Consider the following 24,873-nt stretch of genomic DNA (forward strand, 5'->3'; position numbering starts at 1 on the left):
CCCCCAGCAGCATGAACGGCGGTCGCGCAGTCCCTCATGTCTTGTGCATGTCTCGTGTCCTCAAGGGGCTACGCCTCACTCCAGAGCGCTGCGACCGCCGGGGCGGCGGCGCGTCCCTGGGCGAAACCGGCGTGGCCGGCGGGGGTGCGCGTGGTGGGGACCAGCGGGTCCGTGCCGAAGGCGACACGGGAGGGGTCATCGGGGGTGACGACCTCGATGCGGCCGCGCCCGGCAATGGCTGCGGCATCGGCCTCCAGTGTCGCGTCGGGCATGGGGGCGATTGCCAACACGCGGGTGTAGTCGGCCGCCAGGTCGAGATTGGTGAGGCTGCGGATGCCGCCGTCGATATAGCGTGCCGCACCTATCGTGACAGGCGGCCAGACACCGGGCACGGCGCAGCTCGCGGCCACCGCGTCGACCAAGGAGACACCCGACGTACGGTCGAAGAGCCGGCTCTCGCCCGTGACGGCGTCCACCGCAACCACCCGGAGCAGGCGTTCTGACCAGGTGTGGGAGGGCAATCGAGCCTCGATGACCGCCAGGCGGTCGGCCTCGGCGACGGTATCCGCGGCCAACGCCACCTCCCCCATGCGGCGGCGGCGCTCCAGCGGGTCGGACACCTCCGTGTCGAGCTTCTCTACGAACGCGAAGACCTCGGCAAGTGCTCCCTCTCTGGGTATCAACTCACGCTGCTGGAGGGCAGGTTCGACCTGTGCGCGGTAGAGCGAGGCCAGATCGGCGCCGCTGGCAACCTGCGCGGCCACCACCGAACCCGCCGAGGTGCCGAGCAGAAACTCCGCATCGCTGACATCGATCCCTGCGTCGGCAAGACCGGCCAGTACGCCCGTCATCCAGGCAATCCCGGCCACACCGCCACCGCCGAGCACCAGTGCGCGATCGTTCACCACGTACCCCTCCCCTTCACTCGAGCACTGGTCCTGTGCAGTGCCGTGCCCTGTCCAACTCGCAGCTGGTCAGGGCTATTCCCGACGTTTCCCCGTCCGTACGAGGGAAATCCGTATGCACATCGGGCATCCGGTTGACAGGCTGGGCTCATGAACGCCCAGCTCGACGACGTCCACAGCCTCCATAGGGAGAGCACCAAGGAGAGCAATGAGGAGGGCCAACGGTGACTGACTGGATCACCACACCCGTCGAACCCCGCCTCCTGCGCGGCGCCCTCGATGTGGAGCGCACTGCGCACGGCATACTGCCCCACCGGCTGCCCGCCTGGGCCCGAAAGCAGTTCCCGGATCCATATCTGGCCATGGTCGAGGCCCAGCCCTCGGGCGTGCGGCTGGCATTACGTACCCGGGCCACCGCCATCGAGTTGGACGTACTCCCCACCAAGACGGTCTACCAGGGCGCTCCGGTCCCCCCGGACGGTGTGTACGACCTGGTCGTCGACGGGAAGCTCACCGGCCGGGCCAGTGTGCCCGGCGGCAACACGCACACCATCGACATGGCCACCTGGTCCGCGGTCACCCGGCCCGGCCCGATGGGCACCGCCCGGTTCGCCGCATTGCCCGCCGGTGAGAAGGACGTCGAGATCTGGCTGCCGCAGACGGAAATCACCGAGCTGATCGCGCTGCGCACCGACGCTCCGGTCGCGACCGCGCCGCGCCACGGCCGCAGGGTATGGCTGCACCACGGCAGTTCGATCAGCCATGGCTCCACGGCCGAAAGCCCGACCGCCACCTGGCCGGCGTTGGCCGCCGCCCGGGGAGGTGTGGAGCTGATCAACCTGGGGTTCGGCGGCAACGCCCTGCTGGACCCGTTCACCGCACGCGCCATGCGGGACACTCCCGCCGACCTGATCAGCCTCAAGGTCGGCATCAACCTGGCCAATGCCGATCTGATGCGCCTACGCGGCTTCTCCCCGGCGGTCCACGGCTTCCTCGACACCCTCCGCGAGGGCCACCCGACCACGCCGTTGCTGGTCGTCTCCCCCGTCCTCTGCCCCATCCAAGAGGACACCCCGGGCCCCGTCGCACCCGACTTCGACGCCCCAAAGCTACGCTTCCGGGCCCTTAGCGACCCGTCGGACCGCACCAGCGGACGGCTGACGCTCACCCTCATCCGGGACGAGCTCTCCCGCATCATCACCCAACGCTCAGCCGACGACCCGAACCTGCACTATCTCGACGGCCGCTCCCTCTACGGCGAACCGGACTTCGCCGAACTGCCGCTCCCCGACCAACTCCACCCGGACCCCGCCGGCCACCGGCGCATAGGCGAACGCTTCGCCGACTGGGCCTTCGGCGACGACGGACCGTTTGCGGTGAGCGGAGGCTAAGAGGGCTCAGCGGCGCGCCGACCCGTAGACCGGCCATCGGCCCCGGGGAAATGGCCCCGGCAGCCTGGCGCGCTGCTCCCCGACATCTCGCGCCCGCGCCTATACGCTGCTGCCACCCCCCAGCCCTTGAAGGACGTCATCATGGCCACAGATGCCCACCCCAGCCCGCTGCGCGTCCTTGTTCTCGGTGCTTCGCTGCGGTCCGGTTCGACCAATTCCCGTCTGGCTGCCCTCGCCGGCCGCATGATGGGTGAGGCCGGAGCCGACGTCGATCTGGCCGCGCTGCGGGAGTTCGAGATGCCGCTGTACGACGGCGATCTGGAGATCGCGAACGGGGTACCGGACGGCGCACTGGCGCTGCGCGACCGGCTCGAACGGTGCGATGCCTTTGTCCTGTCCTCCCCCGAGTACAACGCCTCCGTACCGGGCGTGGTGAAGAACGCGATCGACTGGGTCTCGCGGGTCCGACCGCAACCGTTCAAGACCAAACATGCCCTGCTGCTTTCCGCCTCACCGTCCCTGGTCGGCGGCAACCGGGGCCTGTGGGCACTGAGAGTGCCGCTGGAGCACCTCGGCACCCGTGTCTACCCCGATATGTTCAGCCTCGCCGCGGCCCACAAGGGCTTCACCGACGACGGGCAGCTGGCCGATTCCGCGCTGCATCAGCGTCTGAGGGAGACGGTCTCGGCCTTTCTGAGCCTGGTCGAGGCCGACGCCCGGTATGTGTGTCTGCAACGCCGGTGGTACGAGTTCCTGGGCGACTCCACGGAAGCGTCGGTGACGCAGCGGGCGGAGGACTGAGCCGGATCGCGGGAATCCGTCCCCGGCCGGCCCCGGCTATTCCTCCCGGCGAATCCAGGTCCGGGCGAGTTTCGCGACCCAGGTGGCCGCCGCGTCGGGAGCGGGCGGGGGTGCGCCGACGACGACGAGTTCGGTGACGCCCGCCGCACTGAGCACGGGGAGGTGCTCCGGGATGCCGTCGCTCAGCGCGACGGCGACCGTGAGCTCGTCAAAAGCGCGACCGTGGCGGGCGCACTCGTCGGCGAGAACCGCGATGCGCGCGGGGACGTCGGCCGCCGGGACGTTGAAGCCGTACCAGCCGTCGGCGAGCGTGACCGCCCGGCGCAAGGCGGCGTCGCTGTTGCCGCCGACCACCACCGGGAGCCGGCCGCCGCGCAGCGGCTTCGGATTGACCCGGATCGCGTCGAAGCGGGTGAACTCCCCTGCGAAGGAGGCCGGGTCCTCGGCCCAGAGGGCGCGCATCGCGGCAAGGTACTCGTCGGTGCGCCGCCCCCGCCCGGCGAAGGGGACTCCGAGCGCTGCGAATTCCTCCGCCGACCAACCGACCCCGACCCCGAGGCTGAACCGCCCGGCGGAGAGCACGTCGAGTGTGGCGGCCTGTTTGGCGACCAGGACCGGATTGTGCTCAGGCAGCAGGAGTACGCCGGAGGCGAGCTCGATCCGGCTGGTGACCGCCGCCGCGAAGGTCAGGGCGAGCAGCGGGTCCAGCCAGTCCGCGTCCGCAGGCACGGCGATCCGACCGTCCGCGGAGTAGGGGTAACGAGAGGTGGGCGCATCCACGAGCACCACGTGCTCACCGCACCAGAGCCTCGCAAAGCCGTGCGTCTCCGCCGCCGTGGCCACCGCACGGATCACCTCGGGACGAGCACCGGCACCGATACCGAGCGCGTGCAACCCCACTCGCATTCTCCACCTCCGGGCGTCACCTTAAGCGCGAAGCGCGGACGTGCCCGGGTGCCGTGGCGCGCCGCACACGGGCGCTGCGGGCATGGGGGTGGCGGCTGAGGCGTACGGGGGACCCGGGGCCGTGCATTGCGCGGATGCCGTGGTGCGGCGCAGTACGTTCGGGAGGCGGCGCACAGCGGTACGTACGCGAGGAACGACACGATCGGCGGGGTGCGCATGTCCTCATCCGTCATGCCACACAGGGGTCGGCGGCGTCTCGGCCGACGGCGTGTTCTCGGCGGCCTGGGGCTGGTGCTGACCGTCGGTGCGGTCGTGGCCGGTCTCGTCCAGGCCACGCCGTCACCCTCGCCCTCGCCTTCTCCACATCGGCTCGATCCGCGGATCGCCTCGATCATGCGGAAGCCGACGTACGGGCACGCCCAGTGGGGGCTGTTCCAACAGAACCCGGACAGCGGTGAGGTGGTGCAGTCGCGCTACCCCGACCAGTTCTTCATCCCCGGGTCGTCGGCCAAGCTCTTCAGCGTCAGCGGGACGTGGCACAGCCTCGGCAGCGACTACCGGTTCGTCACGCCCGTTCATGCCGTCGGGCGGCGTAGTGGACCGACGCTGAACGGCGATCTGGATCTCGTCGCGCAGGGGGATCTGACGCTCGGCGGCCGTACCCGCAAGGACGGTACGGTCGCGTTCACCAACGTCGACCACACCTACGCCAATGACTTGCCGGGAGCCACGCTCACCCCGCAAGACCCGCTGGCCGGAATCGACCAGTTGGCGCGGCAGGTGCGTGACGCGGGCATCACACGGGTCGAGGGGGATGTGGTCGTCGATGCACGGCTGTTCCGGCCCGATCCGGTGCTACGCCCGACCCCCACACCGTTGATCATCAATGACAACCTCATCGATCTGCTGACGTCACCCGGCGCCGGTCCGGGTGCGCCGGCGCGACTGGAGTGGCGCCCGAAGGTGGCGCCCTACCGCGTCACCTCCACCGTCCGCACCGTCGCGTCCGGCAGCCCCGCGAACATCCACGTCAACAGCTCCCCCGACGGCACCCGCATCCGGCTGTCCGGCACCATCGCCGCCGGCTCCGCACCCGCCCTGCGGGTGGCTCCGGTCAAGGACCCCAACGCCTTTGGACGCACCGCACTGATCGAGGCGCTGAAGCGGGCCGGGGTGGAAGTGCGCGCGGCTGCCACCGGTCCCAATCCGGACTACCGGCTGCCGGCCTCCTACCGCAGCGCCCCCGCGGTGGCCCGGTATTCCTCCCCGACGTATGCGCAGTACGCCGAGCTCATCTTCAAGGTGAGCCATAACCTCGGGGCGAATCTCGGCATCTGTTTGATGGCGACACGCACGGGGAGTTCCGACTGCGAAGACGGATTCCCCGTCCTCGCGCAGTTCCTGGACGACGCAAAGGTCGATCGCAAGGCGGTGCAGCTGGCCGACGGGCGCGGAGGAAATCCCGTCGACCGGACCACCCCGCAGGCCCTGGCGCAGATGCTGACGTACTGGCAGCACACCTCCCAGGCGGAACGCTTTCGCAGGTCACTGCCGATTCTCGGGGTGGATGGGACATTGGCGGGCGCCTGCCGCGACTGCCCGTCGCGCGGGAAGGTCTTCGCCAAGACCGGCACCGTGGCGGGCGGCGATGCGCTCAACGACCGGCTGGCTGTGGGCGCAGAGACCGCGGCCGGATATCTGGAAACGCGTAAGGGGCACTTCGATGTCTTCTTCGTGGGAGTGAATGGGGCGTCGACGTCGGGCGCCGATGTCACCGGGGTGTTGGACATGGGGAATGACGTGGCGGATATCGCCGCACGTCTGCAGCAGGATGCGGCCGGGCGGGGCTGAGTGTGGGCTGCCCGGTCAGCTGGGCGGATCCGACGGTCCCGTGCCCACCCGCGCTATGAGTTCCTCCGCGGTGCGGACGATGCGTTCCAGGAGCTGTTCGTCGTACGGCAGAAAGGGCAGGGGGCGGGCCGTGCGGCCCTTGGGCACGGCGATGTCGACCGGATCGCCGTCGCGGGTGACGCGGCCGGTGGCGAGGTGAATGGCGTAGCCGTCCAGGCGGAGGTGGCGGGCGCCGAACTCCACGCGGCCGGAGGACAGGTGACCGGCGAAGATACGGTGCAGGGCCTCGCGGCGCAGCTGGGCGGTCTGGCCCAGCGGGAGGGCATGCAGGCGGTCGAGTTGCTGTCGTGCGTCGCGGTCGAAGGCGGAGCGGCCACGGAGGTGCGCGGCGGTGTCGCCGTCGGTGTCATGCCAGGCGTAGCTGGATGCGCTGACGAGGAGGTCGACCGCGCGCAGGATCTCAGAGCGCTTGACAGCATCGAGCCCGCGCAACGGCTGCGGGCCTCCTCCCCCGGCACGAACGAGGCGCACGTCCTCTGTCTCGGCCCATCCGCTCGCTCCCGGGTAGAGCTTCGCGGCGAGACCGAAGTAGGCGGTCACCTCCGGGAGCGAAAGGGCGAGCTCGTCGTCGTCGATACGCCAGCCCTGACGTGCGGCCAGTCCCAGGACCGTCTCGATACGCACCAAGTGGCCACGGAACATGTCTGTTGAGTGTGACGAGGGTGATGGTGCCCCCTCGGGAAGGCCCAGAAGGTTCGGGAGGTCTGGAAGGTCCGGAACATCTGGAACGTAATGCTCCCGAAAAGCCTGCCGGAAGGGCTGGTGCAGCCGGAGGTCGGCGATCCGGTCGCGCCAGAGGCGGCGTTCGGTGTCGGTGGCGCGGGCGGGGTGCCAGAGGCGGACGGCGGCCGAAGGGGCTGGCTCGGGATCAAGGGGGCGGTCGGCTTCGGGCAAGGTTGCTCGCCAGTCTCCGGGGGCGTACTCGATCTCCCAGATCAGGCGGCGGACGGCCCCGCGCGCCACCGGATGCGTGGCCAGGGAATCGCGCCAGCGCTCGAAGCGGTAGACGGTCCCCTCCCGATAGCCGCCTTCGAGTCCGCGGAGCAGGGTGCGCGTCTGAGCGCGGGTCGTGCGCAGTACCTCGCGGGCCGCGGTGACCTCCTCCGGATGGTCGCGGCGGGCGGCGGCCGGGAGCGCCCGCAGGGGCCGGCCATCGGCGCGTTCCCAGGTCAGGGTGGGTTCGGGGGCGGCGGTGAGGACGGCGGTGCAGTCGCCGCAGGGGATTCTTCGGGTGCCGTCGGGGCCGTAGCCGAGGTCGGGAAGGCGGAGCAGGGTCCCGGGGCGTTTGGCGAGGTTGCGTTCGGCGCGGGACAGCAGGCGGTCGAGTTTCTTGCGGACGCCGGCGTGGCGGACGACGCGGTGTGCTTCGCGGAGCGCGGCGACGGATTCGGGGGTCGGGTAGGTTTCGACGGCCTGGGCGAGGACGATGCAGGCGCCCTGTGACGGGAGCGTCCGCGCCGCGGTCGGTGCCACGGCGAGCCGGGGCAGCAAGGTGGCCAGCACCTCCCCGGTCCATGGTTCATCGTGACGTAGGGCCAGCCGGGCGGCGCGGCGGAGGGTCTCCGTATCCGCGGGGGTGAACGCCTTGTCGGCGGCGTACGGGACCCGACCGGTGTGGAGGGCGGCCAAGTGGTCGGCCGCGGAATGGAGCGTACGGCGGGCGAGTTCGGCGAAGGATGGGGAAGGGGTGTATTCCACGAGCCGATCCGTGAGCGGCGGCCAGGTGCCCGTCAGGGAGGGGTATCTGCAGTCCTCGGCGATCCAGGCCCGTTCCATGGCGTCGGCCGTGAGCATCACGTCGAGTTCGGCGAGCCGGAGCGGGCTGTTCCCGCATTCCGTGCGGAGGCGGGCGACGAGCTCCGCCTCGACGGCCGGACCGGCCACCGCGGATACGGCCAATGCGGCGCCGGCAATGTGATCCCCCATCACCGCCTCCGTCGCCGTCGCCGCCGACACCAGGGCGGCGGCAGGCGCCGCCAGAGCGGACCGGCCCCCTTCCTCGATGCCCCTATCGGTGCAGCGCAGGAGCGCGCCCGCCGCGTAGCAGACGTCGGTGGGCTTCGGCGCTACGGCGAGCGCCGCGTAGAAGTCCGCGAGAGAGGCGGCTGTGAATGCCGGCTGTGTCGTGGCCCAGGTGATTTCGCGGGCGATCCGTCGCGCGTGCTCGTGGGCGTCCTCGTCGGCGAGCGTGCGGTACGCCGCGGGCAGCAGCGCGCCCAACTCGAGCGGGGTCAGACGGGCGCAGGCGGCCCACGCTCCGCCGGACGTACCCAGGTCCGGCGGCGGACCGGCCATCACGGCGGACAACCAAGCGGCGTGCGAAGAAAGTTCGTCCATGTCACGAACGGTAAGGGCAGGGTCTGACAATCGCCCTTCCGAGCGCGGAGCCCCCGGGGGGCCTCCCCTGACACGCCGAAGAACACCACAAGAGCCGCCGATTTCCCCGGCCACATCGCAGACTCCGGAACACACCGGTGCACAGAAGAGTTGACGACGTGAAGTGCGTGCCACGAGAGAGGGAGCTGTATGCGCATCGCCCTGTGTCAGATGACGCCGTCCGCCGATCCGAACAAGAACCTCGCCGCGGTACGGGAGCAGGTGCGCCGCGCGGCGCGGGAGGATGCGCGCCTGGTGGTGTTCCCCGAAGCGGCCATGGCGCGGTTCGGGACTCCCCTGCGGCAGGTGGCAGAGCCTCTGGACGGCCCCTGGGCCGAGGGAGTGCGGGCGGCGGCCCGGGAGGCGGGCGTGACGGTTGTTGCGGGGATGTTCACCCCGGCCGATGAGGGCAAGGTGACCAATACGCTGCTGGCCGTGGGGCCGGACGTGGATGCGTCCTACGACAAGATCCATCTGTACGACGCCTTCGGGTTCCGGGAGTCCGACTCGGTCGCGGCGGGCTCACGGGTGATGACGATCGACGTCGACGGGGTCCGCATCGGCCTGGCCACCTGTTACGACCTGCGCTTCCCCGAGCTGTTCCGGGCGCATGCGGACGCGGGGGCGGCGCTCTGCGTCGTATCCGCCGCGTGGGGTGCCGGTCCCGGTAAGCGTGAGCAGTGGGACCTCCTGGTGCGGGCCCGCGCCCTGGACGCAACGGTCTGGCTGGCCGCGGTCGACGCCGCCGCCCCGGACCCGCAGGCCGATCCGGAGCTGCCCACCCCCGCGCCGACGGGCGTCGGGCACAGCGCCCTGATCGCCCCCGACGGCACCGTACGGGCCCGGTTGGAAGCCGTACCCGATCTGCTCACCGCCGAGGTGGACGTCGAGGAGACCGAGCGGGTGCGTCGTGCGGTGGCCGTACTGGACAATCGACGGCTTTGAAGGCTCCCCCGCCTGAAGGCAGGTAAGGGAGGGACGTGACAGCGGGCGCGCCCCTACGCCGCCAGCAAAATATGCTGCGTCGCCCGGAGATGACGGTCGATCGCCGTACAGGCGGCCGCGGCATCGCCGGCCACCAGACTGTCGAGGATCTGCCGGTGTTCGGCGAGCACCTCGTCCTGGCGTCGGCCCGTGCGGTAGGGCGTGATGATGCCGACCCGGCTCTGGCGGCTGCGCAGCGCATCGTACTGACGGCTCATCAGGGTGTTGCCGACTGCGGCTACGAGAGCGGCATGGAAGCGGTGGTCCGCGGCGATGAATTCCTGGGTGGTGCGCTCGCCGCGGAGCGATTCCTGGTGGGTGAGGAGGTCGGCCATTTCCGTTACCGGGACGGTGCCGTGCGCCGTTGTGGTCTCGGCGGCGAAGCGTTCGATCAGGCCGCGCATTTCCATCAGCTCGCGGATGTCGCGCCCGGACAGCGGCGCGATATGCGCGCCCCGCTTGGGCACCAGCCGTACCAGGTCCTCGGCGGCGAGCAGGAGGAGGGCTTCGCGGATCGGGGTGCGGGAGATGCCGATACGGTCGGCGAGGTCCTGCTCGGACAGGAAGCGGTCCTGCATGTCGGGGTCTGTCAGGACGATGTCCTTGAGATAGGTGTACGCCTTCTCGCGACCTGACTGCATCGTTGGACCTGACTGCTTCTCTGGCCCCGACTGCACCGCTGGCCCCGACTGCATCGTCTTTCCCATTGCGCTTCCCGCCGCTCCCCGCTGAGATCCCCGTCGCGCTGTGCGGTGGCCGTCGCGGGCACTGCAAGGTGCACCGCGGGCTGCGCTTCCCGCCGCGTTTTCTGCATGCATGGTGTATGCAGGTGGATGCAGAAGTTATCACGGTGCTGCGGGGTGGCCGGACTACGGGCTCCTACCTCAACTCCCGGCCGTACAAGGGCTCTACCGGGGGCCGGTCCGCTAGGGGACCGGCCCCCGGTTCCCCAGCTACCCGCTCATGTACGGCCCGACGAGGCGAGGTGGGCGAACACCACGACGTTGTCCTCGTAATCCTTGGCGGCCCTGTTGTACGGACCGCCGCAGGTGATCACGCGCAGCTGGGCGTCCGGAGTGTCGGCGTAGACCTGGTCGTTGGGGAACTGCGCTTTGCTGAAGGTCTCGACCGAGTCGACCTTGAAGGTCGCGACGATGCCGTCGGCTCGTGTGACCTTGATCGTACTGCTCTTCTTGAGCCTGCTGAGCAGCATGAACACTGCCGGGCCGGTCTTGGTGTCGACGTGGCCGGCGACGATCGAGGCACCGCGCTCGCCGGGAGTCGCCCCGCCCTTGAACCAGCCGACCAGGTTGTTGTTGTTACCGGGCGGGGCGTTGAGCTGACCGGCCGGGCCAATCGACAGGGGAACGAAGGGCGCATCGACGCCGATCTCCGGGATGGAGAGCCGTGTGGGCTCGGAGCGGGCCAGCGCCGGAACGGAGGCGGGGGCGGAACGTATGCCGCCGGCCTGGGCGGTGGCGGCCACCGCGGGGCGGGACTGTGATGCGGGGTCCGCTGGTGCGCCTATGGAGTTGTAGACGAACAGGGTCCCCAGGAGGAACGCCCCGGCAGGCCACATCAGCCGACGGCTGAGGGGTCCGGAACCGGGTGCGTTCCGGGGTGGGTTCGGCTGAGGCTTCTGCTGGAAGGCCATGGAGCGCTGCCTTTCTCGTACGGACTCTCTTGTGCGGGCGCGTCCTGCACCGACGCCTCTTGTACGGGCGCTTCGGTACCGGCGCCTCATGTACAGGCATCGGTGCCGGCGCTGAAGAGGGGCGAGGGTGAGGCGGGGGCCTGGAACGGCAATCGTCGCGGCCACCGTCCATCTGCGACGGTGGCCGCGACACCACGGCTAACTGTGGGGGCGCAGCCGAATCAGGCTGCGTTGTTCCCCCGCGCGTTGCGGCGGCGGAGCACATACACCCCGGCGCCGAGACCGCCGAGCATCAGGAACGAGCCGGCCGCGAGGCCGCCTCCGGTCAGGGCCATGCCGCCGCCACCGGTGTGGACACCACCGGACGGCTTCTTGGCGGTGCCGTTGTTACCGGCGGTGCCGTTGTTACCGGCGTTGCCGTGGTCGCCACCGCCATCGTGGCCGCCACCGCCACCGCCGCCGCCGTAGCCGCCACCGTGGCCGTCGCCGCGACCGCCGTCACCACGACCGTGGCCGTGTTCGTCGCCGCCCCGGCCGTGGTCGTCGCCCCGGCCGTGGTCGTCGCCCCGGCCGTGGCCGTCGCCGCGACCGCCGTAGCCGCCGCCGTAGCCGCCGCCGTGGCCGTCGCCGCGACCGCCGTCACCACGACCGTGGCCGTCGCCGTGGCCGCGGCCCCAGCCGCCGCCGTCGCCGCCGCCACCCCAGTCCTTGGTGATGACCCTGGACATGGCGCCGCCACCGGTCTTCATACCGCCGGACGGCTTCTTGGCGGCACCGTTGCTGCCGGCGGCACCGTTGCTGCCGGCGTTGCCGTTGCTGCCGGCGTTGCCGTTGTTGCCGGCATTGCCGTTGCCGCCACCGTTGCCGTGGTCACGGCCGTGTTCGTCGCCGCCCCGGCCGTGGTCGTCGCCCCGGCCGTGGCCGTGTTCGTCGCCGCCCCGGCCGTGGTCGTCGCCCCGGCCGTGGCCGTGGTCACGCCCGTGGCCGCGGCCCCAGCCGTCGTCGCCACCTCCCCAGTCGTGGGTCAGGGCGCCGCCACCGGTTTTCATACCACCGGACGGCTTCGTGGCGGTTCCGGTGTTGCCGGTGCTACCGGCGTTGCCGTGGTCGCCGCCCCAGTCGCGGCCGGGGTCACCGCCGTGACCTCGACCGTGGTCGCGGCTGCTGGATCCACCGTCGTCGCCAAACACGGTGATCGCTTGGGCAGCAGGAGTAGTGATGGCCAGGACCGCGGAAACGGCGGCCGAGGCAAAAAGGGTGCGAGCAGTGCGCATGGAGACTGGTCCTTTCACATCGCTACTGCGAAGGCCGACACGTCATCGGCTCATCGGACCGCAATTGCGACGTGATCAACGTCAACCAGATGGCGCCTCGGCACCACCTGAGAACGCCGCATTCGGGGTACTTCGTCCGCTCTTCGGGTGGCTCGACCCGATTTTGTCACCCGTTCGATGGCGCGCCCCTCCGGCGTGTCGCGGCTTCGACGGTGTAGCGGGCTGCACAGACGGCGTACACGGCAGCCGGGACCGCCCTTTTATCACGGAGAGTGAGTGGCAGAGAGGGGTGGGAACGGGGTCGTCCGGCACCGGTGAAGGCTTATGGGCGAAGGGCGCGGCCGCCGGCGAGCGTGGTGGACCGCGGGCGGGCGCGGACACGAGCAGGCGAGACCGGGACGCGGGCGACAGTGCGCCAACCTCCCCCTCCCCAGGCAGAGTTACCGCCTACGGTGCAATACCTCACCCCGAACCGGCTTGTCTGGCAAGGGCATTCACCGTTCCCCGAATGGCTCCGCGCCAGTCGGCTCAATACGTACCGAACGGCATCGATGCCCAGATATCCCGCGGCTCATCCATAGCGCGCATCTCGCTCACACCCCGACCAACCGCCCCGTACTCCAGGGACGCCATCTGGCTACGTACGGAACGTAGCTTTCGCCGCTGCGGATTGTGCACGGTGGAGCAGGCCCCGCTCCCCCGCCGCCCCTAGCCTCGCTGCAACATCACCAACGAGGGGCGGTACCGGTGAACTGGCTCATCCACGACTACCGCGAGACGGATCTCGCCGCAGTGGTCCACCTCATCGATTCCACGGCCGAGCTCGGACAGGAGTCGGTGTTCTCGCTGGCCGAGTGCATCAGTGCGCTCAGCTCCCGGCAGCCCGCCGTGGTGGCCGTCCACCAGGGCGTGCCCATCGGTGCGGCGCTGGCCTGTGTGGCGGGTGAGCGGGGCTGGGTGATGCGGATCGCCATCTCGTCGGCCTGGCGTGGGCGGGGACTGGCGAGTGCGCTGCTGGTGGAACTGGAGCGGCGGCTGGTCGCCGCGCGGGTGAGCCGGATCGCCTACGTCCTGCCCGAGGAGGACCTCCTGGGCGAGGGGCTGCTCAACGCGGGCTATACGCGGCAGCCGGCCGTGGCCTACTTCGAGAAGGTCGAACCGCACCACGGTCCCGCGGCCAGTCTGCTGGAGGACCTCGGCGGACGGTTCCTGCCGGCCGATCTGTGGGCCAGGGTCGCCGGGATGGAAGCGGAGAAGGATCTGATCGAACGGCGTGTGGTGCTGCCGCTGGCGGAGCCGGAGCGGGCCGCCCGGCACGGGGTACGGCCGCCGCGGGCGATCGCCCTGTTCGGTCCGCCGGGGACCGGGAAGACGACGTTCGCGCGCGGTATCGCGGCCAAACTGGGCTGGCCGTTCGTCGAGTTGCTGCCGTCCCGGCTGGCCGATGAGGGCAACCTCGCGGCGGCGCTGCGCAGCGCGTTCGCCCGGATCGCGGAGCTGGAGCGGGTGCTGGTCTTCATCGACGAGGTCGAGGAGATCGCCCCGGTGCGCGCGGAGCCGGCGCAACCCGGCGGGCTGCACGGGGTGACCAACGAACTGCTCAAGCTCATACCCGGGTTCCGGGAGCGGGACGAGCGGCTGCTGGTGTGCGCGACCAACTCCATCCGCTCTCTGGACCCGGCCTTCCTGCGCCCCGGCCGCTTCGACTATCTGATCCCGATCGGTACGCCGGACACGGCGGCCCGTGCGGCGATCTGGTCCCGTCACACGGATGGCCGGGCCGATGTGGATGTGGCGGCGCTGGTGGCGGCCAGCAAGCTGTTCACTCCGGCCGATATCGAGCATGCCGCCCGGGTGGCGGCGCAGGCTTCGTTCGAACGGGACCTGGAGTCGATCGGCCTCGGCGCGGGCGTGCAGGGGCGGTTGGGGGCGAGTACGGAGGACTATCTCGCCGCCCTGGCCCAGTGCCGTCCGACGGTCACCCCGGCGATGGTCGAGGAGTTCGCGGCGGACATCACTGCGCACGCCCGGTGTTGAGGGCGACCGTGAGACGGCGGCCCCGGGGGACCCTGACCGCCCCCGGATTTGGCATCCCCCGACAAATACGCTCCGGCGCTGAAACGGCCGACACCTCCTCTCCGTACAAGGCTGCATCGAACCCGCGCCAAGGGTTCCGCACCGAGGACAGGAGTGTCGCGTGTCCCGAAAGAGAAGAATCGGCCGGGGGAAAAAGATCGCCGCTTTCGTCAGCTCCGCGGCGCTGGCAGGTGGTATCGCGATCGTCGCGTCGGGCACCGGCCATGCATCGGTGGCGTGTGACGGGCTGGCCACAGCCTTGAGCAACAACCAGAAGTTCGTCGCCGCCCAACAGGCCCACCCCGATGCCCAGTCGGCCGCCCGCATCGCCAACCGTCAGGCCGTGATCGCCCAGATCGAGTCCCGGCAGAAGGCTGCCGGGTGCGACGGCAGCCAGGGCAACGACAACGCGGCCCAGCCGCCCGCGTCCACACCCCCGACCGGCCAGGAGGGCACACCACCCCCTGCAGACCAGCAAGGCACCACACCCCCGGCAGGCCAGCAGGGCACGGCACCCCCGGCAGACCAAGGGAGCACAGCGCCCCCGGCCGACCCCGGCAGCGCGCCCCCGCAGGACCAGTCCACGGCCTCCGCGCCGCCGGGCGGGGACTCCGGACAGTCGGCCGGCTCCGATGTCGTCTGCGCCGGTTCGACGGTCACCCTCTCCGGCGAGGGCGGCCCCCCGGCGGCGTCGAGCAACCAATTCCCCACCGGAACCAAGCTGAAGGTGACCAATCTGGACAACAACAAGTCGACCACGGTATCCGTCACTTCGACGTCGGGCAGCTGTGCGCTGCTCAACAACGCGGCCTTCGAGCAGGTACGCGAGGCAGGAAAGTTCCTGATCCGCCACGCCCGGATCGAACGCGTCGGATAGGCACGGCCTGAACCAGGCCGGAACGACGAGTAGGGGGCCACCCGCCACCCCACCCGGGCGGCCCCCTACTCCTCCCCTCCCCAACTCCCCCCTCCCCGGCCGATCCCACCCCCTCCGAACGGAGTACGCGCAGCGCACCGCGCTCCACCTACCGGACGATGTCCGATTCATCACCCCTGCATAGTCTGGCGCGGAGATCACGACACGATGTCGAGATCACGACGCGATATGGGGGTAGGACCGTGGCGGAGACTCCGACAAAGCCGCAGGCAGCGGGGGTGGTCGAGCAGACACCGGGGATCGTCGACCTGACCTCCTACGGAAAGGACTTCGCCGCCAACCCCTATCCCTACTACGCCGAACTGCGCGCCCAAGGCCCCGTACACCGGGTGCGGATATCCGAAGGCCCGGAGGCATGGCTGATCGTCGGCTACGACGCGGTCCGGACGGCGCTCGCCGACGACCGGCTCAAGAAGGACTGGTGGGCCGCGGGGATGATGGACGAGAACGCCGAGGACTCCCCGCTGTTCAAGCACATGCTCGACTCCGATCCGCCGCACCACACCCGGCTGCGGAAGCTGGTGGCCCGGGAGTTCACCTCCCGCCGCGTCGAGGCGCTGCGCCCGCGCGTCCAGGAGATCACCGACGAGTTGCTGGACGCGATGCTGGCCGCCCCCGACGGGCGCGCCGACCTGGTGGAGACGCTGGCATTCCCGTTGCCCATGACCGTGATCTGCGAACTGATCGGCGTCCCCGACATCGACCGGTCCGCCTTTCGCGCCTGGTCGAACGAGATCGTCGCCCCGACCGACCCGTCGGCCGTCAACGACGCCATCAGGGCGATGACCGCATACCTCGTGGACCTGATCGAGCAGAAGCGCGGTGTGCCGGGCGATGACCTGCTCAGCGCCCTGATCCGGACGAGCGAGGAGGGCGGCGACCGGCTCTCCCGGGACGAGTTGGTCGGCATGGCCTTCCTGCTCCTGGTCGCCGGCCACGAGACAACCGTCAGTCTGATCTCCAACGGGGTACGCGCGCTGCTCCAGCATCCCGACCAGCTGGCCGCCCTGCGGGCCGATACCTCCCTCCTGGACAACGCCGTGGAGGAGATGCTGCGTTACGACGGTCCCGTGGAGACGGCCACCTGGCGCTTCACCTCGGAGCCGGTCGAGATCGGCGGCACGGTCATACCCGCCAGGGAACCCATACTGATCGCCTTGGCCTCCGCCTCCCGCGACCCCGAGCGCTTCGCCGCCGCGGACGAGTTCGACATCACGCGCGAGCCCCGTGGCCATGTGGCCTTCGGGCACGGCATCCACTTCTGCCTCGGCGCCCCACTGGCGCGCATGGAGGCCCGTATTGCCATCGGCGCCCTCCTGGACCGCTGCTCCGACCTCGCGCTCGACTGCCCCGCGGATGCCCTCACCTGGCGGCCCAGCATGCTCATCCGGGGCACGGAGCAGCTCCCGATCCGCTGGGCGAACGACCGGACGTGACCGTCAGGTAACCGTGACAGCGACCATGCCGACAGCAGCGTAAATGACCGTGTCCGACGAGGCGTTGGGCCACCGTGGCGCCGTCGTCCCCTGCCGCGATTGCACGGAGGACGACGGCATCGCGTGGCATCGGGACGAGGAGCGCCGTCTGACGGCCCGTATCACGGAGCTGTCCGCCGAGGGCCGCGCCACCCTGGCGGCGCTGACCGTCGCCCGTCTGCAACCGTACTTCCTCCGTTTCCACGCGGAGACCGGCAGGGGTGATCCGCGGGTGCTCGGCCGGGCGCTGGCCGACGTATGGCGGAAACTGGACGACGGAACTTCCGTCACGCTCCCGGTCATGCTGGCAGCTTTCGACCAGCTCCAGATCGCCGCCGACGCTCCCGGTGCCCTCGCCGACCTCGCCTGGTATTCCGCTGCGTCGGTGACCAACGCCTGCCATGCCGCCGTGCACGGCGAGGTCCGGGAGCCCCTGCACTGCCTCCGATACGGGCGCGAGGCCGCCCTCACCATGTCGTGGCACGCCACCGGCGGGACCCGCAGTGCATGCCGGCACGACACCCTTCTCCAGGAAGAACTACGCCTGCAGAGCGCGGACCTGGATCTCGTCGCGTCGTCGTAGGATCAATCGCCTCGGCACGGATGTGCGACAGTTGCGCGATGAAGACTATCGGGCTGCTCGGCGGCATGAGTTGGGAATCGACGGCGGAGTACTACCGGCTGCTGAACGAGCTGACGCGTGAGCGTCTGGGCGGTCTCCACTCGTCGCGCTGTGTGCTGTACTCCGTCGACTTCGCCGAGATCGAACGGCTACAGACCGAGGGGCGCTGGGACGTAGCGGCCGAGATCCTGGCCCAGGCCGCCAAGGCCCTGGAGGCCGCGGGCGCGGACCTGCTGCTGATCTGTACCAACACCATGCACAAGGTCGCCGACGAAGTGGCCGCTGCGGTCTCCGTCCCGCTCCTGCATCTGGCCGACACCACGGCGAGCGCCGTACGCGCACAGGGCCTGCGCCGTGTCGGGCTGCTGGGCACGGCCTTCACCATGGAGCAGGATTTCTATCGGGGCCGGCTCACGGCCCGGGGCCTCGACGTGCTCGTCCCCGATGGACCCGGACGCAGGGCCGTGCACCAGGTGATCTACGAGGAACTCTGCGTCGGGATCGTCCGCGAAGAGTCCCGCAGGGCCTACCAAGCCATCATCCAGGACCTGGTCGCCGCCGGCGCCGAGGGCATCGTGCTCGGCTGCACCGAGATCGAGCTGCTGATCAGCGAAGACGACAGCCCCGTCCCCGTCTTCCCGACCACCCGGCTCCACGCCGAAGCAGCGGTCGCGCTGGCGCTGACGGATGACGCGATGTGAAAGCGGGCAGGGGCGGGCCCGAGCCTCAGAATGACGTCTTCCGCGTGACAAATCCTTTCCGCGGTCGGGGTTTGAAGTGAGGACGGGTACTCTGACGTGGTGTCGCACACCGAGTTGGAACGACTGGCCAGGATCCGGATGCAGGTGACCGGAGAGACCCTGGAACGCGCCATGGCGGTACTCGAAGGACACACCGCAAAGCCCGAGCCGGACCCGACCGATCACCCCGGCACCCCGTCCGGCTCGGACGAATCCCCTGACCCCGACGCCCGCTCCGGCTCGGATGCCCCCTCCCCCACCGCCTCTGCGCCCGCTGCTCCCCCCGCGTGCGCCGAGGCGGATGCCGACCGGGCCGCCGCCGAGGAATCACCACGGCCTCGGCGCCGCGGCCACCTGCGCGGCCTCTAGCTCCAGCCCGCGCCCCTCCCCCCGACGTCCCATTCTCCCCCTGGCGTCGTACTACTGCTCCTAAGAGATCCCCGACCCCGAAGCTCTACGGACTCAGCGGCCGGGCCAGCAGCGGCGCCTGGGGCGCCTGGTGTCCCCCGCTGGCCAGCATGCGGACCTCGCCTCGGTCGCTGATCTCCGCGCGGACGATCCCCGATTCGTCTTCGTAGACCGGATACCCGCCCGCTCCCGCCAGCTCGGTGCGCCGGACCACCACCACATCGTCCTCCACGGCGAGAGCCTGAAATACCAGCTCATAGCGTTCCGGGTAATCCATCGCGGCCTCCCGAACTGACTCTGCCGCTACACCTCCGCCATTCCATCGTCACTCACCCGGGCCCGCCGCGCCTCAGGAACGGCTGCGGCGGCAAGAGCGGTCCACCGGCCCCGATCCACCGCCCACGAAGTTAAACCTGATCTTTGTCATCCGGATTTGGGATCAAGGTAGTTCCACGGGTTGATGGCGCGAGGCCGTCCCGCCGCCAGAATCGAACCACCAAAGATCGAACGGCCCTCACGGACCTCGAACTCACGGAGCCACCATGTCTGTTGCCCGCCCCACTCGCCGCACCGTGCGGCTCGCCGGGACCACCGCTGCCGCCGTATTCGCCCTGACGGCACCGGCGGTCTCGACGGCCTCGGCCGTCCCGGCCCCCGCGACCCCGCTCACCGCCACCGCACCCACCACCGACCGCGTCGGCCTCGACCGCGCGGCGCTCGACAGAACCCTCAAGGCATTCCACGACGCGGGAATGTACGGCGCTTACTCTGCGGTGCGCGACGGCTCCGAGGAGTGGCAGGGAGCGGCAGGCTGGGCCGATATCGACACCAAGCGTCCCACCACCCCACAGATGCGTCACCGCATCGGCAGCATCACCAAGACGTTCACCTCGGTCGCCGTCCTACAGCAGGTGGGGAAGGGCCGCATCGCGCTGGACGCGCCCATAGGCCGCTATCTGCCCGACCTCATCCCGGGCAAGCGCGGCCGGGCCATCACCGTACGCATGCTGCTCAACCACACCAGCGGTATCGGCGACTACTCCAGCGCGATCTTCGCGACCCCGCAGAGCCTGGAAGACAACCGCTTCCATCAATTCGCCCCCGAGGACCTGGCCCGACTGGGTCTCAAGGCCCCGCCGTTGGACACTCCGGGCAAGGCACATCACTACTCCAACACCAACTACGTCATCGCCGGACTCCTGCTTCAGAAGATCACGGGCGAATCCCCGGAGCAGTACATCACCGACCACGTGATCCAAAAGGCCGGACTACGCCACACCTACTTCCCGACCTCTGCCTACCTGACCGGCCCCCACGCCAAGATGTACGAGGCCGCGTACGGCGGCTTCAACCCGCCCCGCGACTTCAGCGTCTACAACCTGTCCTGGGCCGGGACGGCCGGTTCGCTGGTCTCGACCATGCCCGATCTGAACCGCTTCTACCGCGCACTCCTCAGCGGCAAGCTCCTCGCCCCCGCCGAGCTGCGCCAAATGAAGACCACGGTGCCGATCGCCGGCACCACCGCGCGCTACGGCCTGGGCCTGCTCCGCACCGAGGCGCCCTGCGGAGAGTTCTGGGGACACAACGGTCTGGTGCTCGGCGCCATGACCTGGTCCTTCACCAGCACCGATGGCCGCCACCAGATATCCCTCGGCTTCAATCTGACGCGCTACCAAAAACTCGACGGCAACGGTCAGCCCAAGCTCGGCCCGATCGACTACGCCATGGACACACACATCGGGCAAGCCCTCTGCGGCACCCACGCCCATGCCCATCCGCAGCCGGAGGCATCGCGCACCCTCCCGCTGCCCAGCACACCGTAGGCGTCCCGCCCCCGTGCGCTGTCACAGGGGCGGGACGGGTCCGAGAAGCGCCAGCAGCTCGGATAGTTACGGGGACCACCGTACGGGCGACCACTGACAACGAGCCTTGGAGCCGTCCCCGTACACCCGCATCACCTCGCCAAACCTGGCCGCGCACCAGGCCGCGACCAGGCCGACAACGCCACCCGATCGGATTAACGCCACATGGCCAACAGCCCGTTCGGGGACAAGTCCAGAAGCGGAGAGAGGAGTCTGCACGGCGATGACCACACGACGGACGACGGGACGGTCAGTGGTGCCACAAAGGCCGGCGGCCCACGAGGGACGAGCCGGAGAAGAGCCGACGGAAGCAAGAACGACGGGCGAAGGAACGCCGCCGAATCCCCGCCCCCGTTTCTCGCTGGCGACAGTGGTCGTGGACTGCCCGGATGCCCCTGCACTGGCGGACTTCTATCAACGCCTGCTGGGATGGGAGGTGAAATTCCACGAACCGGACTGGGTGCTGCTCAGACCGTCGGAGGGTGGCACAGGGCTCTCCTTCCAGTCGGAGGCGGCGTACGTCCCTCCGGTATGGCCGGAACGGGCCGGGGAGCAACAGAAAATGCTCCACCTGGACATCCGGGTCGATGACCTCGACGAGGCCGGGGCGTACGCCGTCGCCTTGGGTGCGACGCTGGCGGAATTCCAGCCACAGGACGACGTTCGCGTGTTCTTCGACCCGGCGGGGCATCCCTTCTGCCTCTTTCTCCACTGACGGCCGGTCAGCGGATTCCCTTCCCGACCGCGAGCCACGGGCCGCCCGAAAGGAAGAGTGCTTGGCCAAAGGTGGCCAGGTGGCCCTGGGTATGCGCGGATAACGGGAGGACGCCAGGCGGGGCAGCGGGACACAATGCGGCAATGGTTGATCACGTTCGCAGTGCCCCACAGCCCGACTTCGCCAGCAAGCCCACGCTGAGCGGGGAAAAGGTGCTGCTCCGGCCGGTCACGGTCGCTGACGTGCCCGCGCTGATGCCGATGTTCCGGGATGCGGAGGCATCACGGCTGACCGGCAGCCATGGCGACGACCGGCCTGATGAGGCACCGATACGCACCTGGTACGACACTCGTCGGGAACAGGACGACCGGCTGGATCTCGCCGTGGTCGAGCAGGCGACGGGGAACGTCATCGGTGAGGCGGTGCTCAACGACTGGGAACCGGGCAACGAAAGCTGCAACTTTCGTATCGGCCTTGTCCCTGGCACCTACGGGCACGGCATCGGGACCGAGGCGACCCGACTGATCGTGGGATACGGCTTCGAGCAGCTGGGTCTGCACCGCATCTCGCTGGAGGTCTACGCCTTCAATCCGCGGGCTCGCCGCGTCTACGAGAAAGTGGGGTTCGTCGCCGAGGGCATACTGCGCGACGCGCTGCTCTGGGATGGCCAGCGGGTGGACGCGGCGGTGATGTCGATCCTGGCGCCGGAATGGTTCCGGCATCGGGGGCGGCCGGAAACAGCCGGTCAGACGTCGGCCTGACCGCGCCGACGGTGTCAGATCGCACGTGGGAGGCCGCCCGCTTGCGCGGGGGCGCACGGCGGACGGCAATTTTTTTGCCTTGCCTTCCCTTGCCTGGCCTCGCGGATACCTGCTGATCGGAGGGTAGAGACGGTGGGCAGGCAGGAGGAGAAAGGAATACGAAGGGGCGCACGAGGGGCGCACGGGGTGACGAATTGTCAGTCACTGGCCCTAACATGTCTCACATGTCCCCAACTCCTTCTGCCCCTACGGGGGATCCCGTCCCAGCATCCGAGGCCAACGAATCAATCCGGCGATTTGTTCGCGCCCGGCACGGCATGGCGTGGACGGCGCAGGACATGGCGGAGTATGCCGTGCTCCTGGAGATCTGGACGACCGCGGTGCGCTCAGAGGTGGTGCAGGCGGCGTAGCCCGCTGGGCGCGAAGGCCCTGCCGGGAGCGCCCTCGCCGGGGAAGCGCCCGGCTCCCTGTCCTTTCCTCGTAGGTGCCCAGCCCTGGCTACTTCGCCGGGAGGTCTGCCGTCGGGCACGTCCGGTGCCGGACGAGGGCAACCCCCGCTGCGACGGTGCCGAGCATCCCGACCAGTGCGAACGGGAAGGCGAGGATGGCGAAGTACCCGAAGACGGGCTGCGCCAGGAGGCCGATCCCTCCGCCCACCAGCGCCGCCGTCAGCTCGATGAGGGGAAGGGTCTTGGTCAGCGCCCGCATGGTCGCTTCGCGCACGGGGGCGAGGTGGTGCTGGAGTGTCACGCGCACGGTGTGCCGGATCATGAAGAAGGCGAGGGGCATGCACACGGCCCAGCCGACCCACATCCAGGGAGCGTCGAGCGTGGGGCGACAGCCCAGCGCCTCTCCGTCAGGTCCGGTGCCCGAGCCCGTGCAGGCGTCGAGCGTGTGGCTCCACGAGAGGAAGCAGAACGCCAGCGCGAGGACGGCCGGCACGAAGGCTCCCCCGGCCCCGGCGAGCGCCGACTCCTTCAGGCGCCGGTGCAGGGGCAGCAGTCCGCGTTCGACCGCCCAAGAGGTGGCGAGGGCGTCCACATCTCCGCCGATGAAGGCGCTGATGTCCCGGCCGTCCTGTGCTGCGGCGGTCAAATCGGCGGCCAGTTCCTCGGCCATCTCGGCGGCCGTGTCCTCATCGACGCCGAGGCGGCGCCATGTCTCCATGACCTGGGAGATCGCGGTTTCGACGGTCAGCGTCATGATTCTTTCCCTGCGGTGCGGGTGACTATGGAGCCGATGCTCGTGGCGAATTCATTCCAGTCGCGGGTCCACGACCGGAGCATCTGGAAGCCGGCCGCGCTGGGCCTGTAGTAGGTGCGGGCGGGGCCGCCACCCCCGGTACGACGTTCCACCTCGACCAGCTGGCGCTTGCGCAGGCGCGCCAACGCCGGATAGATCGACCCGTCGGCGACGTCCAGCCCGACTTCGCCGAGCCGGACGGCCATCTCGTATCCGTAGATCGGGGCCTCCGCCATCAACGCCAGCAGGCACATGTCCAGCACGCCCCGAAGCCACTGGGCGCGTGGAGCGGATGTCTCCTCCATGGCGCGCTACCTTACACAGCAAGAATCTTGCACTACAAGGTAGTGAGCGTGGGGCACCGGGCCCCCGGCGCACTCTGTCACCGCCCCTCGGTGAATCCCTTGGCCGCGCCCACCACGGCAGCCGCACGCGCTCAGATCAGTGGGCTGACCTGATCGTCGATCCCGAGCAGAGCCCGGCCGTAGATCTCGGTCGCGATGGCAGGGTTGATCAGTGCGTGCCGGCTGCCGGTCTCCTGATCTCGCCAGATGCGCTGCAACGGGCTTCCGTCGGCGAAGCTTTTGGCGCCCTGGACGGTCAGCAGAATGTCCAGCGCCTCTCGTGAGCTGCGGGCGACCGTGGCGACGTCCATGCGCACCCGGGCCCGGTCGAGAAGGGGCATGAACTGGCCCCTCGCCGCCCAGTTGTCGACATCGTCCGCCGCCCGCATGAGGTGCAGGGTCGCGGTATCGATCAGTTGGGCGGCCTCGGCGCATTGCATCTGGGTCGAGGGCGCCTGGCGTGCCTGCTCGTAGAAGGTGTGCGAAATGCCGCGCCCCTGCGCCAGAGAGGCCAGCACCAGTTCCATCCCGCCGCGGGCAAGACCCAGCAGCGGACCGGCCAGCGAAAGGGCGAGCGTCGGGACGAACGCCGCGCGGTAGAGGACCTCGTCCCTGAACTCGGTCGGATACCTGCCCTGCTTCGCCCCGGCCACCGACAGGATGCGATGCGCAGGAACAAAGACGTTGTCGGCGATGAGGGTGTTGCTTCCGGTGCCGCACATCCCGGCCACGTGCCAGGTTTCCTCGATCGTCAGTCGGTCCATCGGGACCAGCGCCAGTCCTTGGTCCGGCCGCCCGCCACCCGCGTCGGTGATCGATACGCCAAGCAGCGCCCACTCGGCGTGCAGACAGCCGGACACGAAGCCCCACCGTCCGGTGATGGCCTGCCCTCCGTCGGCCGACGTGCCCGTGCCGTGGGGCGGCAGGGCGGCGCAGGCCCGGGCACCGAGGTTCGCCTCGTAGACCTCACGCTGCGCGCGTTCCGGAAAGAGGCCGATGACCCAGCCGGAGACGTTGATCAAACTGGTGGTCCAGGCGGTGGACCCACAGCCACGGCCGAGTTCCGCGCCCACCTCGACAAGGGTGCGGACGCTCGCCTGGTGGCCACCGAATCGCCTGGGAACCGTGATGCCGAACAGTCCGGCCTCGTCGAGTGCCGCGATGTTCTCCTCGGCAACCCGTCGCTGCTTCTCCGTGCGGCCGGCATGGCGCCGAAGCAACTCGACCAATGAGGCGGCCCGTTCCGGTAAGTCGACCGGCCCTTCGCCACCGCCGGATTCCGCGGACCGGTTCATCGCGTTCGTGGCCACGACGGAGACCTCCTCCATGCTCGGGTGCCCCGCTGCGGATGGGAAGCGCCCTGTTGTGACCTCATGGAAGCATCGCCGACCACCGGATGACGGGGAAAGGGCACCGTCTGCGCCGACATTCCGGAACCGCCCATGACCAGATACGCACTCGCCGGTCGTTGCCCCACCGAAGTCCTCCG

The 24,873-nt window shown here is 69.7% G+C and carries 23 protein-coding genes; 13 read left to right on the top strand and 10 right to left on the bottom strand.

The features are described from left to right. Positions 1–68: 68 nt before the first annotated feature. A complete protein-coding gene (locus B1H19_RS02060; RefSeq protein WP_107425843.1) occupies positions 69–908 on the bottom strand; it encodes a patatin-like phospholipase family protein in 840 nt (279 codons plus the stop codon). Between the two features lie 221 nt (positions 909–1,129). On the opposite strand from B1H19_RS02060, the gene B1H19_RS02065 reads away from it, so the two are divergent. Together B1H19_RS02065 and B1H19_RS02070 are read left to right on the top strand one after the other, a co-directional pair. Continuing rightward, positions 1,130–2,296 (top strand): GDSL-type esterase/lipase family protein, encoded by a 1,167-nt coding sequence (locus tag B1H19_RS02065; protein ID WP_083102553.1) that lies wholly within the window; start codon positions 1,130–1,132, stop codon positions 2,294–2,296. Positions 2,297–2,437: 141 nt separating this feature from the next. Beyond that, on the top strand, positions 2,438–3,097 hold the full coding sequence (locus B1H19_RS02070) for an NADPH-dependent FMN reductase (protein ID WP_083102554.1): 660 nt from the start codon (positions 2,438–2,440) through the stop codon (positions 3,095–3,097). Positions 3,098–3,133: 36 nt separating this feature from the next. Here the strand turns inward: B1H19_RS02070 and B1H19_RS02075 are convergent, their stop codons facing one another. After that, a complete protein-coding gene (locus B1H19_RS02075; protein ID WP_083102555.1) occupies positions 3,134–4,003 on the bottom strand; it encodes an LLM class F420-dependent oxidoreductase in 870 nt (289 codons plus the stop codon). 231 nt (positions 4,004–4,234) lie between these two features. Here B1H19_RS02075 and dacB point away from each other — a divergent pair, with 231 nt between their 5' ends. Further along, positions 4,235–5,854 carry a D-alanyl-D-alanine carboxypeptidase/D-alanyl-D-alanine endopeptidase gene (gene dacB / locus B1H19_RS02080; protein WP_083109376.1) on the top strand — a complete coding sequence of 540 codons (1,620 nt, stop codon included), beginning with the start codon at positions 4,235–4,237 and terminating at the stop codon, positions 5,852–5,854. Positions 5,855–5,869: 15 nt separating this feature from the next. Here the strand turns inward: dacB and B1H19_RS02085 are convergent, their stop codons facing one another. Continuing rightward, on the bottom strand, positions 5,870–8,251 hold the full coding sequence (locus tag B1H19_RS02085) for a DUF4132 domain-containing protein (RefSeq protein ID WP_159027934.1): 2,382 nt from the start codon (positions 8,249–8,251) through the stop codon (positions 5,870–5,872). 189 nt (positions 8,252–8,440) lie between these two features. On the opposite strand from B1H19_RS02085, the gene B1H19_RS02090 reads away from it, so the two are divergent. After that, entirely contained in the window at positions 8,441–9,235 is a 795-nt protein-coding gene (locus B1H19_RS02090) for a carbon-nitrogen hydrolase family protein (protein ID WP_083102557.1), read from the top strand. 53 nt (positions 9,236–9,288) lie between these two features. Here B1H19_RS02090 and B1H19_RS02095 read toward each other — a convergent pair whose 3' ends face one another. The 3 genes from B1H19_RS02095 to B1H19_RS38485 all read right to left on the bottom strand — a co-directional run bounded on the left by B1H19_RS02095 (position 9,289) and on the right by B1H19_RS38485 (position 12,202). Next, positions 9,289–9,915, bottom strand: a complete 627-nt coding sequence (locus B1H19_RS02095) for a GntR family transcriptional regulator (protein WP_083102558.1) — start codon at positions 9,913–9,915, stop codon at positions 9,289–9,291. A 320-nt stretch (positions 9,916–10,235) separates the two neighbouring features. Continuing rightward, positions 10,236–10,928: a class F sortase gene (locus B1H19_RS02100; RefSeq protein WP_083102559.1), complete on the bottom strand. Its 693-nt coding sequence runs from the start codon at positions 10,926–10,928 to the stop codon at positions 10,236–10,238. Between the two features lie 221 nt (positions 10,929–11,149). After that, positions 11,150–12,202, bottom strand: a complete 1,053-nt coding sequence (locus tag B1H19_RS38485) for a hypothetical protein (RefSeq protein ID WP_159027935.1) — start codon at positions 12,200–12,202, stop codon at positions 11,150–11,152. A 747-nt stretch (positions 12,203–12,949) separates the two neighbouring features. Here B1H19_RS38485 and B1H19_RS02110 point away from each other — a divergent pair. The 6 genes from B1H19_RS02110 to B1H19_RS02135 all read left to right on the top strand — a co-directional run bounded on the left by B1H19_RS02110 (position 12,950) and on the right by B1H19_RS02135 (position 18,421). Then, positions 12,950–14,239: an ATP-binding protein gene (locus tag B1H19_RS02110; RefSeq protein ID WP_083102561.1), complete on the top strand. Its 1,290-nt coding sequence runs from the start codon at positions 12,950–12,952 to the stop codon at positions 14,237–14,239. 160 nt (positions 14,240–14,399) lie between these two features. Beyond that, the gene (locus tag B1H19_RS02115; RefSeq protein WP_083102562.1) at positions 14,400–15,155 is read left to right on the top strand and encodes a hypothetical protein; all 756 of its coding nucleotides are present in this window, start codon (positions 14,400–14,402) and stop codon (positions 15,153–15,155) included. Between the two features lie 299 nt (positions 15,156–15,454). Next, positions 15,455–16,651 (top strand): cytochrome P450 family protein, encoded by a 1,197-nt coding sequence (locus B1H19_RS02120; RefSeq protein WP_237289746.1) that lies wholly within the window; start codon positions 15,455–15,457, stop codon positions 16,649–16,651. A 43-nt stretch (positions 16,652–16,694) separates the two neighbouring features. After that, on the top strand, positions 16,695–17,273 hold the full coding sequence (locus B1H19_RS02125; RefSeq protein WP_083102564.1) for a hypothetical protein: 579 nt from the start codon (positions 16,695–16,697) through the stop codon (positions 17,271–17,273). Between the two features lie 38 nt (positions 17,274–17,311). Next, positions 17,312–18,013, top strand: a complete 702-nt coding sequence (locus B1H19_RS02130; protein WP_083102565.1) for an aspartate/glutamate racemase family protein — start codon at positions 17,312–17,314, stop codon at positions 18,011–18,013. Between the two features lie 99 nt (positions 18,014–18,112). After that, entirely contained in the window at positions 18,113–18,421 is a 309-nt protein-coding gene (locus B1H19_RS02135; protein WP_159027936.1) for a hypothetical protein, read from the top strand. A gap of 85 nt (positions 18,422–18,506) precedes the next feature. On the opposite strand, the gene B1H19_RS02140 is transcribed toward B1H19_RS02135, so the two are convergent. Further along, positions 18,507–18,737, bottom strand: coding sequence for a DUF6296 family protein (locus tag B1H19_RS02140; protein WP_083102567.1), 231 nt, complete (start codon positions 18,735–18,737; stop codon positions 18,507–18,509). A 265-nt stretch (positions 18,738–19,002) separates the two neighbouring features. On the opposite strand from B1H19_RS02140, the gene B1H19_RS02145 reads away from it, so the two are divergent. The 3 genes from B1H19_RS02145 to B1H19_RS02155 all read left to right on the top strand — a co-directional run bounded on the left by B1H19_RS02145 (position 19,003) and on the right by B1H19_RS02155 (position 21,798). Then, on the top strand, positions 19,003–20,283 hold the full coding sequence (locus B1H19_RS02145; RefSeq protein ID WP_083102568.1) for a serine hydrolase domain-containing protein: 1,281 nt from the start codon (positions 19,003–19,005) through the stop codon (positions 20,281–20,283). Positions 20,284–20,698: 415 nt separating this feature from the next. Further along, entirely contained in the window at positions 20,699–21,037 is a 339-nt protein-coding gene (locus B1H19_RS02150; protein ID WP_237289046.1) for a VOC family protein, read from the top strand. A 143-nt stretch (positions 21,038–21,180) separates the two neighbouring features. Then, positions 21,181–21,798 carry a GNAT family N-acetyltransferase gene (locus B1H19_RS02155; RefSeq protein ID WP_083102570.1) on the top strand — a complete coding sequence of 206 codons (618 nt, stop codon included), beginning with the start codon at positions 21,181–21,183 and terminating at the stop codon, positions 21,796–21,798. Between the two features lie 498 nt (positions 21,799–22,296). Here the strand turns inward: B1H19_RS02155 and B1H19_RS02160 are convergent, their stop codons facing one another. The 3 genes from B1H19_RS02160 to B1H19_RS02170 all read right to left on the bottom strand — a co-directional run bounded on the left by B1H19_RS02160 (position 22,297) and on the right by B1H19_RS02170 (position 24,694). Continuing rightward, positions 22,297–23,001 (bottom strand): hypothetical protein, encoded by a 705-nt coding sequence (locus B1H19_RS02160; protein WP_083102571.1) that lies wholly within the window; start codon positions 22,999–23,001, stop codon positions 22,297–22,299. Then, positions 22,998–23,345, bottom strand: a complete 348-nt coding sequence (locus B1H19_RS02165) for a PadR family transcriptional regulator (RefSeq protein ID WP_083102572.1) — start codon at positions 23,343–23,345, stop codon at positions 22,998–23,000. Before B1H19_RS02165 ends, B1H19_RS02160 begins: the two co-directional genes overlap by 4 nt. A 131-nt stretch (positions 23,346–23,476) precedes the next feature. Next, entirely contained in the window at positions 23,477–24,694 is a 1,218-nt protein-coding gene (locus B1H19_RS02170; RefSeq protein ID WP_237289049.1) for an acyl-CoA dehydrogenase family protein, read from the bottom strand. Between the last annotated feature and the right edge of the window lie 179 nt (positions 24,695–24,873).

Origin of the sequence: Streptomyces gilvosporeus (assembly GCF_002082195.1) — a bacterium.
Lineage (GTDB): Bacteria > Actinomycetota > Actinomycetes > Streptomycetales > Streptomycetaceae > Streptomyces > Streptomyces gilvosporeus.

Bases quoted from the DNA above. Each gene is read 5' to 3' on its own strand.
- B1H19_RS02070 (WP_083102554.1), top strand. From the start codon at position 2,438: ATGGCCACAGATGCCCACCCCAGCCCGCTGCGCGTCCTTGTTCTCGGT.
- B1H19_RS02075 (WP_083102555.1), bottom strand. From the start codon at position 4,003: ATGCGAGTGGGGTTGCACGCGCTCGGTATCGGTGCCGGTGCTCGTCCC.
- dacB (WP_083109376.1), top strand. From the start codon at position 4,235: ATGCCACACAGGGGTCGGCGGCGTCTCGGCCGACGGCGTGTTCTCGGC.
- B1H19_RS02085 (WP_159027934.1), bottom strand. From the start codon at position 8,251: ATGGACGAACTTTCTTCGCACGCCGCTTGGTTGTCCGCCGTGATGGCC.
- B1H19_RS02090 (WP_083102557.1), top strand. From the start codon at position 8,441: ATGCGCATCGCCCTGTGTCAGATGACGCCGTCCGCCGATCCGAACAAG.
- B1H19_RS02095 (WP_083102558.1), bottom strand. From the start codon at position 9,915: ATGCAGTCAGGTCGCGAGAAGGCGTACACCTATCTCAAGGACATCGTC.
- B1H19_RS02100 (WP_083102559.1), bottom strand. From the start codon at position 10,928: ATGGCCTTCCAGCAGAAGCCTCAGCCGAACCCACCCCGGAACGCACCC.
- B1H19_RS38485 (WP_159027935.1), bottom strand. From the start codon at position 12,202: ATGCGCACTGCTCGCACCCTTTTTGCCTCGGCCGCCGTTTCCGCGGTC.
- B1H19_RS02125 (WP_083102564.1), top strand. From the start codon at position 16,695: ATGACCGTGTCCGACGAGGCGTTGGGCCACCGTGGCGCCGTCGTCCCC.
- B1H19_RS02130 (WP_083102565.1), top strand. From the start codon at position 17,312: ATGAAGACTATCGGGCTGCTCGGCGGCATGAGTTGGGAATCGACGGCG.
- B1H19_RS02140 (WP_083102567.1), bottom strand. From the start codon at position 18,737: ATGGATTACCCGGAACGCTATGAGCTGGTATTTCAGGCTCTCGCCGTG.
- B1H19_RS02145 (WP_083102568.1), top strand. From the start codon at position 19,003: ATGTCTGTTGCCCGCCCCACTCGCCGCACCGTGCGGCTCGCCGGGACC.
- B1H19_RS02155 (WP_083102570.1), top strand. From the start codon at position 21,181: ATGGTTGATCACGTTCGCAGTGCCCCACAGCCCGACTTCGCCAGCAAG.
- B1H19_RS02160 (WP_083102571.1), bottom strand. From the start codon at position 23,001: ATGACGCTGACCGTCGAAACCGCGATCTCCCAGGTCATGGAGACATGG.
- B1H19_RS02165 (WP_083102572.1), bottom strand. From the start codon at position 23,345: ATGGAGGAGACATCCGCTCCACGCGCCCAGTGGCTTCGGGGCGTGCTG.